The organism is Paenibacillus sp. FSL R10-2734 (assembly GCF_037963865.1).
Lineage (GTDB): Bacteria > Bacillota > Bacilli > Paenibacillales > Paenibacillaceae > Paenibacillus_AQ.
In genome coordinates, this window is the sequence record NZ_CP150170.1 from 2,880,865 (window position 1) to 2,892,385 (window position 11,521).

The following is an 11,521-nucleotide window of genomic DNA, read 5'->3' on the forward strand; positions in this document are numbered from 1 at the left end:
CACAGCACAATGGATTTAAGGTTACGTTCTACTGTATTTGATGAAGGGGTTGTTGTGAAATGGCAGATCATTTAAACAGAATTCTGGTAGTGGATGATGAGGAACGCATTCGCCGCTTGCTTAAGATGTATCTTGAAAAAGAAGGCTATGAAATCGACGAAGCAGAAGACGGCGAAATCGCTCTTCGTAAAGCAACGGCAAATGACTATGGTCTAATTTTGCTGGATGTTATGCTGCCTGGCATTGATGGAATGGAAGTGCTGACCAGACTCAGAGGGGTCAAGTCAACACCAGTCTTAATGCTTACAGCTAAAGGTGAAGAGATTAATCGTGTGCAGGGCTTTGAGATGGGCGCTGATGATTATGTCGTGAAGCCTTTTAGCCCTCGAGAAGTGATTTATCGCGTGAAGGCAATTATGCGCCGATCATCGGCAACAGCATTTTTGTCGAAAGAGAGCAACTCCAGTAATAACATTGTATTTACTCATCTTATTATTGAGCATGACGCGCACCGAGTTACTGCAGGCGGTGAAGAAGTGAGTCTGACACCGAAAGAATATGAACTGCTGCATTATTTGGCGATTTCGCCGGATAAAGTGTTCTCTCGTGAAGAACTGCTTAAGGATGTTTGGAATTATGAGTTTTTTGGAGATTTGCGTACAGTCGATACCCATGTTAAGCGTCTTCGTGAAAAACTAAATAAGGTATCACCGGAATCCGCGGCGATGATTACAACTGTATGGGGTGTAGGCTACAAACTTGAGGTACCTAAATAAGTGAACTTCTGGAGAAGTCTTGTCGGCAAGCTGTGGGTCACGATCATCTGCCTGGTCGCTGTCGTGCTTATTACACTGGGGTTGTTCCTGCTGCCCTATATCGACAGTAACTTTGCCAATTCCGGCGATATCAAACGTTTATTTATGTATACGTGCATGATCGGATTTTCTTTGACGACATTCTTCGCGTTGTTCTTGTTTACCAAGATTACTCAACCGATGCAACGTGTCATCGAGGCTGCAAACAACATTCGACGTGGTGAATACGGAACAAGGCTGACGCTTGTCACAAGCGACGAAATCGGCCAATTGGCGACTTCATTCAATCATATGGCTGAGGAGCTGGAAGAGAATATTCGCAGTCTGCACCATGAGAAAGGTCATCTATCCAGTGTATTGCGCAGCATGAGTGATGCTGTAATCACTTTTGACATCGAAGGCCAGATTATTCTGACCAATCCGCATGGTCAGTCGTTGCTTGAGAGCTGGAGCGATTTAGAGTGGGAACAAGATAGTGACATTCAGCTTCATTCGGAAACGGCGGGAAGTAATGTTCCACCTCCCCTGCGTCCTTTATTTTTGAGTACGTTGAAACAAGGCGGCGATGAGCGCTCTAATGTGCATGTCCGGCAGGGTGTATGGTCTGTCCATATGGCACCTTTAAATTCTGAGGGTAACATTCGTGGAGTGGTTGCTGTTCTGCGTGATGTGACTGAAGAGGTGCGACTCGAAAAAATGCGCCGTGACTTCGTGGCTAACGTCTCCCATGAGATTCGGACTCCGTTATCGATGATGCAAGGTTATAGTGAAGCACTAATTGATGGGATGGCTTCTTCACCCGAGGAAAGTAGTGAACTGATTCAGGTCATTCATGACGAATCACTACGGATGGGACGTCTCGTTAAGGATTTGCTCGACCTTGCGCGGATGGAAGCTGGGCATACAGATATGCTGAAGGCAGAGGTAGATGCGAATGAACTGCTGGAACGAGTTTATCGTAAATTTTCCGTACGTGCTAAAGAACGCGATATTCATCTTCAGCTAAACAAAGAAAGTGATGTCCCTATTCTTAAGGCGGCGGATGAAGATAAGCTGGAGCAAGTCTTAACCAATCTACTCGATAATGCTTTTCGTCATACACAGGGTGGAAAGAAGATCACCGTTCATACAGGAACTTGTGTCTTAGAAGGACGCCGCTATCTTGAAATTAAAATTCGGGATGAAGGAGTCGGCATACCACAGGAAGATCTGCCGTATATATTTGATCGTTTCTACAAAGCCGATAAGGCTCGTGTACGGGGAGAATCAGGTGGAACCGGACTGGGGCTAGCAATTGTCAAAAATATTGTAGAAGCGCATCACGGGTACATTTCCGCTTCCAGTAAGCTTGGAGAAAGTACGACCTTTACGCTAAGACTTCCTGTCGAAAAACAGTAATTCCAAACACAATGTGTGATAGCGCCTCTGATAGCAGAGGTGCTTTTTGTTGAAACAAACACATTAATCTTGTTCATCGTGGAACATATCTCATTGTTTATGCTTGGGAGGCCATTAAATGATTTTATCTTTAGACCAAGGTACTACCAGTTCACGAGCCATATTGTTCGATAAGGACGCTAGAATGGTCTCACAAGGGCAATATGAGGTTAAACAATCATTCCCACACCCTGGCTGGGTGGAGCATGACCCAGGGCAAATCTGGGCTTCACAGCTTGCAGCTGCAAGAGATGCAATTACTCAGGGCGGGATAACCGCTCAGGAGATCTCTTCCATCGGAATTACGAATCAGAGGGAAACGGCCCTGATCTGGGATAAAGCAACAGGTAAGCCGATTTATCCTGCGATTGTGTGGCAGGACAGACGTACTGCGGAGCTGTGTGAAGAGATCAAGAGTAAGGGACTAGAGCGATTAATTGCAAGCAAGACGGGACTCGTTGTGGATGCTTATTTTTCTGCTACTAAAATTTCCTGGATACTTGATCATGTGTACGGTGCTCGAGAGCGGGCGAATAATGGCGAGCTACTAGCTGGGACGGTAGACAGCTGGTTAATCTGGAAGCTTACTGGTGGGGCTGTACATGCCACTGATGTAACCAATGCATCGCGTACGATGTTATATAATCTCCATGAGCGTTGCTGGGACGATGAGCTAATGGAAGAGCTTCGTGTACCGCGTTCCATCCTGCCAGAAGTGAGAATGTCTGGCGGTGAATTTGGAGCTGCAGATGCAGAGTGGTTCGGAGTAGAAATTCCTATTCACTCTGTATTGGGAGATCAACAGGCTGCTTTGTTTGGACATACTTGTCTTGAACCCGGCAGTGCCAAAAACACATATGGAACTGGCTGCTTTATTCTAATGAATACAGGCACGGAAGCCGTAGTCTCCAGTCATGGGTTGTTGACCACTGTGGCTTGGGGAATGGGAGATGAACTCTATTATGCGCTCGAGGGTAGCGTATTTGTAGCAGGTGCGGCTGTACAATGGCTTCAGGAGGGTCTTGGCCTTATAGAGGAGCCAGCAAGCTCAGAAGACAAAGCACGGGAAGTTGAGGACAGTGAGGGGGTTGTCGTTGTACCTGCTTTTACTGGACTGGGTGCACCCTATTGGGATATGTACGCTCGTGGTGCAGTATTCGGTCTGACTAGAGGCACGACCTCGGGACATTTGGTACGAGCAACTTTAGAGTCATTAGCATTTCAGTCTAGAGACGTAATCGGCGCTATGGAAAAAGACGCAGGCATGCCGTTGACTGGATTGCGTGTAGATGGTGGAGCTGTGCGCAACGATTTGCTGATGCAGTTCCAATCTGATATTCTCGGTAGTGAGGTTACACGAACTACATATGCGGAGACGACTGCGCTGGGAGCAGCACTACTCGCTGGATTGACCTCTGGGATCTGGACGAGAGAAGAGCTAGAAAGCTTCAACAAAGCGGAGAGGGTCTTTTCACCTGTAATGGATATAGAAGAACGTGAACGTCGCTACAACGTCTGGAAAGACGCTGTAGCGCGAACGATGGGCTGGGAGAAACATGAAAGATATCAGTGATCAGGGGGATGCACATGTCTATGTTTAACGGAACAGAATCTGATCTACCAAGTGGTCTATCTAACCCGGCACTTCGAGCGCTTCAGGGTGCTGGTTATGTACAGCTTCAACAATTTACTAAGCTTACTGAGTCAGAGCTTCTGAAGCTACATGGACTGGGTCCAAAGACGATCGTTCAATTACGAAGCGCACTCGCGGAGAAGGGTCTAACCTTCGCGGGTAAATCTTGATCTAGCTTTCATTTCTATAATAAAAAGCGGCAAGCTAAGGAATATCCTTGGCCTGCCGCTTTTTGTATTGCAACTCTTAATATTCAATAACAAATGCTACATTTTGCCATCCGGCGCCCACTGTCCAGAACAGAACTTTATCACCGCGTTCGATTTTTCCAGTAGTTATAGCTTTGTGTAGAGCAATAAATGGGCTGCTAGTTGAGGTATATCCGAATTCATCCCCTATGTACACTGCCACATCACGATCAATACCAACTTTCTCACAAACACCAACGATATTAGGCAGTGAAAGCTGTGAGAAACAGGCTGCTTTAATAGCTTCAGGCGCTATGTTGTTATCAGATAGAAGGGTGCGGATCGCTTCAGAAGCAGCATCTACACAAATGGAATCATCAAATGGAATGAACTTCACATTGAATTCTCCAGCCGCGACGCCTTTTCTACCCAGATTGGCCAAGCCTTCAGCCGGGAACATGGAGTTGCCGTAAACACATGTGTCTGTTTGATAGATAGAATCAATGAAGCCTACTGCATTTTCATCACGCTCAAGAAGGACAGCCGCAGCTGCATCACCGAAGTTAGCGTAGTAGACCGGATCATTCTTGTCAGCATGTGGTGCCACATGATCGGACCCGATGACCAAAGCACGTTTAATTCTAGGATTCGCTTGCATTTGACGGCTTACCTGTTCAACCGAAGCAGTCATACCCGCACAGTTAGCATTGCTGTCAATGCAGATCGTATGGGATGCGCCGTTGATTAAACGGTGAATCATTAAAGAGTTAGTAGGAAAGATATATTCAGGAGTTTGACTCGCATAGGCAATAAGATCGATATCGGCTCCAGTGAGACCGTTTTTCTCCAACACATTACTGGCAGCCTCGAAAGCCATCGTAAGGGAATTTTCTTCCTCGTTCTTAATACTGTAGCGTGTATCACGGCCTAATACGGTCAGCAGACCTCGGATATCGATACCCTTTTCGTCAAAATGCTTAATGAAAAAGTCATTACCAACTTTATTGCTAGGATGATAGATATCAATGTCTTGAATACGAATTCCGGTCATATGACTCCTCCTGAAAGACTCTATAGTATATTTTTTAATTCAAGATAATTGAAGAACTTAAGCAGTAACGCTAGAAATGATCTCGATGTTATCAAGTCCAGCTTTACGTCCAAGACGAGCTAGCTGCATTTTAAGGATTGGGTTATTCTCAAGGGTTAGATTTACTTTTACAAACCCATCATTCTTAAACATTACGAAGCAACCTTCCAAAAGAGGTACAACATCAGGTGCAGTTACGTTTAGCTTTCTGCAGTCGATTTGCAATTCATAGTCTACTGGATTGATAGGATTAATAGTTTGTTGATAAGCTTGGATGGATTTCAGACCATCTTCTTCAGAAAATGTTCCTTCCAGCTCAATATTGATCACTTTTTTAGTAGTGTCCGTCTTCAAAATAAATTGTCCCACGTTACATCTCTCCCATTGTTTGATTTGTTCTAATCATAGTTTGGCTGTAATTTACAGCCGTGTGAATATCCATATAAATTGTTTATTTAGTCATGTTTCGACAATGGACAGTATATATTGGAATATTTTAACTCTATTATAGGCATATACATATCGAATTTGCAATAATAAAGTCGAAATGTGTCGAACGAATAATTATTTTATTTCATCAATCGTTTCGAGAAGGATATTAAAAGCCGTGATGATTCTAGGTGCCCCTATAGCGGGTACTAAGTGTAATAGAATCCCTTTGAGTTGTTCTACAGTAACACCCACACTAAGAGCCATAACATAATGAACTCCCAACTGATCGAACTGGCCCATCGCAATCAGAGCAGAGATAACCGCAATTTCCTTCCAATCAGCTTCAATGGTATTACGTTGAAAAATATCGCCGTAGGCATTACCCATAATAAATTCAGCCAAGTCTGGAAAATGTTCTTTAATCGGGGCCAATGCTTTAGCGCCATAGTCTCCTGAGAGATTCGTGAAGTGGTTCAGACCACTGTTAACATTGTCTTTCATAGTAACCTCCTAATTTAGATTCAAAGTACGGTGAGCAGTCGGTGGGACTTCATCACGGTTTGTTAGCAGTTCAATGACGGCAACACGGTTGATTGCTACGGCATCCTTGATGGCAGTTTCGAATTCTTCTGCTGACTCACACTTGTAGCCCGTTGCTCCTAGTGATTCTGCAAATTTCACGGTGTCCATAGGGACTTCGTAGATAGTTCCGTCAATACGGCCTGTAGTTTTTTCCATTCCTTTTAGAGCCATATCTAGCTGCTTATTATTTACAACAATGAATATGACAGGAATATCTTTACAGACAGCAGTATTAATCTCCGCGCCAAGCATCATAAAGCAACCATCACCTGCAATGCAGAAGATAGTTTCTTCTGGAGCAGCAACTTTTGCGCCGATAGCCATACCGATGGAATTACCCATACAAGCAAAGTAAGCATCGAAAACAAAACTGCCCGGTTTCTTAACCTTGAACCATTTCGCGGCATGGAAACCGTGGCTTCCATCATCAACAAAGACGGTACTGTTATAGGGAATCAAATCACTCATCGTACTCAAGACCGATGCAAGTGAAAGGCCTGGTAAAATCGGAAGCTCTTCGGAATAATCGACATTTGTGGCAACTTCGCGTTTTGTGATGTTGTTCGTGTCGATATGATTGAGATAGCAAACCAGATTATCACGTAGATCTCCAGTGACTGGGATCGTGTTAGAGAACAATATTTTGCCGACAAAGGTCGGATCGCTATCAAATTGAATTAGTGTTTTCGGATGATTTTCCCGTTTAAGATTACAAATAGTCATATCACTTAGGCGTGAGCCGAGAACGATAAATAGATCACTTTGATTCAGCAAGTCATCCCCATGGGTACAACCGCCTACTCCAATTGGACCGTGATAGAGTGGATGATCCCAAGCTATAGCCCCTTTACCACCTGGAGATGTAACTACAGGAATATTAAATGTTTCCGCTAATTGAATCAGCTCACTATGTGCTCCTGAGCGGTTAACTCCTTTACCGGCGATAATTAATGGATTCTTTGAGTTGTTAATAGCTTCAAGGAACCGGTCGATATTCGCGAAGCTAACCAGTGATTCCCGCTCAGGGATCACAATATTACACTCCTCCAGCAATTCTGTTTGAACATCAAAAGGGATACAAAGATGAACTGGACCGCGATTGCCGCTCAGAGCAATGGATATCGCATGATTAAAAATCGTGCTAAAGTGATCTCCACGTTCAATAAGCTTGCTAAACAAGGTAGCAGGTCTAAACATATCTGCTAAATCAGCTAGATAAGAGGAAGAGTCCTGACATTGTGGAATACCAAGCTCTTTAATGGATTGGTGTCCGGTAATAAATAGGACAGGTAAGTTGTTAGCCTTCGCATGTGCCGCTGCTGTAAGCAGGTTTGTTCCACCAGGACCGGAAGTACCAAAAGCTACACCTATATTTCCAGTTTTTAGCGCATACCCAGCTGCTTCGAATCCTGAGCTTGTTTCGTGTCGCCCAGGAATAAATTCAATACCGTAATCTACCATTTTAAGAACGATTGGACAAATAGATTTACCAATAATACCAAAGGAATGGGTAACACCAAGTTTCCTTAGTGCTTCCGACATGTAATCTGCGACTGTCTTCAAAAAGTACACCTCACAAGTTGATTATTATTTGAATAAAAAACAATAGAAAACCTGTGCTCAAAAATAGGGCACAGGTTGGAAGCATGAATCGCCATAGAGACCGAACAATAGTCCAGTCGTCTTGGTTTTCAGCAACCTGGCAGTCATGGCCTCAAATTAAAAATGAGGCTGTAGATCCATGGCTTTGCGTCATCCTCTTTCGAAGATTTTGCCAATATTAATTTAAAATTTATAAGAAGAATTTTCCTTTACAATATATTCCTCGAGATCCTTTGTCAATATATACTCGCAAATTAACTCGAATTTTGACGAAAATCTTGTCTAACATTTGAAATAATGGACAGAAAAAAACCGCCACCTAAGTCAAACTTAGGGGCAGTTAAAGGGTATGTTGATAAGGATAGTCAGTTATTTAAAATTTGAAGATATGGATTGTCTTCTGTAAATTAAATACCGCCGTTGTCATTTTCTCGGTTTCTTCTGCGACGGACTGCAGGGCATTAATCTGTTCATTCATAGCGGCTGATACTTCTTCTGTGCCCGCAGCGGTTTGCTGAGTGATCGCAGAGATATTCTCTATTGCACTTGAGATTTTCAAGGCACTTTCCAACATAAGATCACTTTCTGCAGAGAAGGAAGAAATCTGCTCGGTAATATACTGTACACTTTGCACAATTTGCGCAAAGATATGAGCGGATTGAGTGATCATTTCATTCTGTACCTGTACGACTTCTTCGTTGATAGCGATATTGTCAATTGCTTGTTTAATATCAGTTTCGATGCTCCGAACCAAGCCGAAGACTTCCTTCGTTGAAGCCGTGGATTCCTCAGCGAGCTTACGAACCTCCTGTGCGACAACAGCAAATCCTCGACCATGTTCACCGGCACGAGCTGCTTCGATGGACGCATTAAGCGATAAGAGGTTGGTCTGCTCAGCGATCTCTGTGATGGTCTTGGTGATCATCGTAATTCCGCGAGCATTATGAGAAAGGGCCTCGATAGTATCAGCTACTTTTTGAGTAGCTTGGATGTTTTTACGCATGCCTTCAGCTTGAGTATCAACGGATTGGCGTCCTTGTTCAACTAGTTCTAGCGTATGTATTGAACGTTTGTTCATTTCTTTCGTTGAGTTCGTGTAATTGGATACTTTATTCTCAATATCTTTAATAGATTCTGTCATCTCAGCGATATCCGTAGATATTTCATTTGCACCAAGCGCTAGCTCGTTAGAGGAAGAGGCTACCTGTGCCATGACTATTTTCAAATTCTGATTCTTATCCTCAATTCCGCGGCTTGCATCCATAACTTGGCGAGTGATTTGCGAAGCTTCTGTCAAAATCTTCTTGAGTTTGTCAATCATAGTATTAAAGGAACGACTTACGTCCCCCATAGACCCGTTCTCATCGGCTCTACTAGTAAAATCCCCTTTTGAAATACTATGAGATACATTCGCGATGTCATCAAATGAAGATGTAAGCGTTCTCTCGATGAAGCGGGCAACAGGTAAAGTTAAGGCTGCAAGTACAGCTACTAGAACAATACCCAAAATAATGTTGCCTAAGATCAAAAAAGTAACTAAAACAGGAATGGCAAATAGTGCGGCAACTAGGTAACATCCGGCAACAATTCTTTGTTTTAACGGAAGTTTATGCATCCAGTTCATTGGTATAATGTCCCCCTTATTAATATTATGTATTGGTGCTATTATATGGGATTTAAAGGTCATTGGTCTATAGTAAGAACTGACATAAATCTTCATTTAAAAAGAGTTTTTTTAAATTCATGTCAAAAAATCCTCGTATATAGCGGAAATTGTTGCGATAGAAGACTTTACCATCTCTAACAGCTCTTGTGGAGCAAGAACAATAACTGAGGGGCTAAAGGAGAGTATTATCCTGCAGGCAGATTCGATAGTATTAAATTCGGCATTTACGTTCACCCACTCATTGTTGCTAGATGGTTCTATCCAAAGGATAGAGACGAATCTTTCACGCTGCAATTCTTTTAAGACAGATGCTTTAACCCTCAATTTTACCGGATACTTTGGCAGCGCTGCTTTAAAGGCAGTAGTGGACTCTTCCCAGTATTGTTTTAAATCAAAATCGTCAGGTCTATTAAACCACTCTTGAGTCTCCTCAACGTTAACTAATCTGGACACACGAAAGGTTCGCAGCTCACCCTCGCTTCTGGCTACGACATACCATACTCCACGTTTTGCGACTAGTCCAAGAGGTTCAATGAAACGGATCTTAGTCTCGTCATTTCTGAGATAAGTGATTTTTACTTTACGGTCCTCCCATAAAGCTCCCTGAAGTACAGAAAGGAACGGATAAGTCTCATCAGAAGGATGCCAACTGGCACCGTCAATATGGATACGCTGGCTTAAGAAATTTGCGGGGGTACTAGTTCGATGTGAGGAAGCAGCCTCCAGTTTGAGAACCGCTGAAGAGAAGTCATCCTGTATCCCCAGATCCTTCATTATTGATGCATCAGCGGACAGAAGCAGCGAACCAATCTCTTGTGGCTTCATACCCGTTAGGGAGGTCCGGTACCCTTCTGTAAGCATCCAACCTCCTTCACGACCTCGTTCAGATAAAATAGGAATCCCTGATGCACTCAATGCCTCCATATCTCTAAACACAGTTCTTTCTGACACTTCGAGTGTTTGAGCTAGTTCTCGAGAAGTCATTTTTCCACGCTTTTGCAACAGAAGCAATATGGATAACAAACGGTCAGCTCTCATTAGTCTTCTATTCCTCCTCGTATTAATCTAAGTCGATCTCCGTTAATTATTTCTAAATCACAATTATATTATATATGTCAGTTGATGTCATATATAAGAGCTATAATTATAAATTATAGGGAATGATCACAGAATACTGAAATCTGAAATCATGTTGAAAGGATTGAGGGATATGACATTGAAAGGGAAAGTCGCACTAGTTACTGGGAGCAGCAGAGGTGCTGGCAGAGGGATCGCTTTAGAGTTAGCAAGAAGAGGCGCTTTTGTCTATATTACTGGGAGAACCACAGATGTATCTGCCACTGAACATATTAAAGGGAGCATAAATAGCGTACTTAGGGAGATAAAAGAGAGTGGAGGAGCTGGTGCGGTAATACGATGTGACCATACGAAGGATCAGGATACAGAAGCAGTGATCCGTCAGATCGCTGAAGAGCAGGGGCGACTCGATATCCTAGTTAATAACGTATGGGGAGGCAATGATTTAGCTATCGAGCAGAAGCCTTTTTGGGAGCTACCTACAGCGCATTGGGAGAATATGTTTGATGCGGGTGTGAGAGCACAGTTGATCACAAATTATTACGCAATTCCCTTAATGCGCAAGGCAAATACTGGCGGACTAATTATTCATACAACCTTTTGGGATCAATATAAATATTTAGGTAACTTTTATTATGATCTTTCTAAAAACACACTTTTACGTATGGCCTTTGGTCTGTCGAAGGAGCTGAAGGATGACGGGATTGCTGTTATTCCACTTTCGCCTGGATGGATGAGAACAGAAGCGGTTCTAGAAGCGATGAATACAGATGAGGAGCATTGGCAAGAAGTCGAGGAGCTGAAAATGAGTGAATCGACGACATATATTGGTCGAGCTGTAGCTGCACTTGCCGCTGATCCGGATATTATGTCCATGTCCGGTGAGCCGCAGTTGGTTGGAAAGTTAGCTGAAAAGTATGGATTTACCGATTTTGATGGAAGGGTAATCCCTGCGTTCACAGTGTAGGAAGAATAAGGATTGATAAATAAAAGAAAGGC

Annotated in this window: 11 protein-coding genes and 1 riboswitch; of the genes, 5 read left to right on the forward strand and 6 right to left on the reverse strand. The window is 43.2% G+C overall.

The window, feature by feature from the left end:
• Positions 1-59 precede the first annotated feature (59 nt).
• The 4 genes from NSS67_RS12485 to NSS67_RS12500 all read left to right on the forward strand — a co-directional run bounded on the left by NSS67_RS12485 (position 60) and on the right by NSS67_RS12500 (position 4,055).
• Positions 60-776: a response regulator transcription factor gene (locus NSS67_RS12485; RefSeq protein WP_036676174.1), complete on the forward strand. Its 717-nt coding sequence runs from the start codon at positions 60-62 to the stop codon at positions 774-776.
• Positions 777-2,213 (forward strand): ATP-binding protein, encoded by a 1,437-nt coding sequence (locus NSS67_RS12490; RefSeq protein WP_339319824.1) that lies wholly within the window; start codon positions 777-779, stop codon positions 2,211-2,213.
• A gap of 118 nt (positions 2,214-2,331) precedes the next feature.
• Positions 2,332-3,825: a glycerol kinase GlpK gene (gene glpK, locus NSS67_RS12495; protein ID WP_339319825.1), complete on the forward strand. Its 1,494-nt coding sequence runs from the start codon at positions 2,332-2,334 to the stop codon at positions 3,823-3,825.
• Between the two features lie 14 nt (positions 3,826-3,839).
• Entirely contained in the window at positions 3,840-4,055 is a 216-nt protein-coding gene (locus tag NSS67_RS12500; protein ID WP_339319826.1) for a DNA-binding protein, read from the forward strand.
• A 76-nt stretch (positions 4,056-4,131) separates the two neighbouring features.
• On the opposite strand, the gene NSS67_RS12505 is transcribed toward NSS67_RS12500, so the two are convergent.
• The 6 genes from NSS67_RS12505 to NSS67_RS12530 form a co-directional block, all read right to left on the reverse strand.
• Entirely contained in the window at positions 4,132-5,124 is a 993-nt protein-coding gene (locus NSS67_RS12505) for a ketoacyl-ACP synthase III (RefSeq protein WP_339319827.1), read from the reverse strand.
• A 57-nt stretch (positions 5,125-5,181) separates the two neighbouring features.
• On the reverse strand, positions 5,182-5,532 hold the full coding sequence (locus tag NSS67_RS12510) for a hypothetical protein (RefSeq protein ID WP_339319828.1): 351 nt from the start codon (positions 5,530-5,532) through the stop codon (positions 5,182-5,184).
• Positions 5,533-5,727: 195 nt separating this feature from the next.
• Positions 5,728-6,096, reverse strand: coding sequence for a carboxymuconolactone decarboxylase family protein (locus NSS67_RS12515; RefSeq protein WP_339319829.1), 369 nt, complete (start codon positions 6,094-6,096; stop codon positions 5,728-5,730).
• Positions 6,097-6,105: 9 nt separating this feature from the next.
• Complete coding sequence (locus NSS67_RS12520) at positions 6,106-7,749, reverse strand: thiamine pyrophosphate-binding protein (RefSeq protein ID WP_339319830.1); 1,644 nt, start codon at positions 7,747-7,749, stop codon at positions 6,106-6,108.
• Positions 7,750-7,867: 118 nt separating this feature from the next.
• Positions 7,868-7,963, reverse strand: a riboswitch (cyclic di-GMP riboswitch).
• A gap of 189 nt (positions 7,964-8,152) precedes the next feature.
• Positions 8,153-9,403 carry a HAMP domain-containing methyl-accepting chemotaxis protein gene (locus tag NSS67_RS12525; RefSeq protein WP_339319831.1) on the reverse strand — a complete coding sequence of 417 codons (1,251 nt, stop codon included), beginning with the start codon at positions 9,401-9,403 and terminating at the stop codon, positions 8,153-8,155.
• A 117-nt stretch (positions 9,404-9,520) separates the two neighbouring features.
• On the reverse strand, positions 9,521-10,483 hold the full coding sequence (locus NSS67_RS12530; RefSeq protein ID WP_339319832.1) for a YafY family protein: 963 nt from the start codon (positions 10,481-10,483) through the stop codon (positions 9,521-9,523).
• A 172-nt stretch (positions 10,484-10,655) separates the two neighbouring features.
• Here NSS67_RS12530 and NSS67_RS12535 point away from each other — a divergent pair, with 172 nt between their 5' ends.
• On the forward strand, positions 10,656-11,489 hold the full coding sequence (locus NSS67_RS12535; protein ID WP_339319833.1) for an SDR family NAD(P)-dependent oxidoreductase: 834 nt from the start codon (positions 10,656-10,658) through the stop codon (positions 11,487-11,489).
• The last annotated feature ends 32 nt before the right edge of the window (positions 11,490-11,521 follow it).

What these genes read in the sequence shown, in the direction of transcription:
- NSS67_RS12485 (WP_036676174.1), top strand. Translation starts at nt 60, where the DNA reads ATGGCAGATCATTTAAACAGAATTCTGGTAGTGGATGATGAGGAACGC.
- glpK (WP_339319825.1), top strand. Translation starts at nt 2,332, where the DNA reads ATGATTTTATCTTTAGACCAAGGTACTACCAGTTCACGAGCCATATTG.
- NSS67_RS12500 (WP_339319826.1), top strand. Translation starts at nt 3,840, where the DNA reads ATGTCTATGTTTAACGGAACAGAATCTGATCTACCAAGTGGTCTATCT.
- NSS67_RS12505 (WP_339319827.1), bottom strand. Translation starts at nt 5,124, where the DNA reads ATGACCGGAATTCGTATTCAAGACATTGATATCTATCATCCTAGCAAT.
- NSS67_RS12515 (WP_339319829.1), bottom strand. Translation starts at nt 6,096, where the DNA reads ATGAAAGACAATGTTAACAGTGGTCTGAACCACTTCACGAATCTCTCA.
- NSS67_RS12525 (WP_339319831.1), bottom strand. Translation starts at nt 9,403, where the DNA reads ATGAACTGGATGCATAAACTTCCGTTAAAACAAAGAATTGTTGCCGGA.
- NSS67_RS12530 (WP_339319832.1), bottom strand. Translation starts at nt 10,483, where the DNA reads ATGAGAGCTGACCGTTTGTTATCCATATTGCTTCTGTTGCAAAAGCGT.
- NSS67_RS12535 (WP_339319833.1), top strand. Translation starts at nt 10,656, where the DNA reads ATGACATTGAAAGGGAAAGTCGCACTAGTTACTGGGAGCAGCAGAGGT.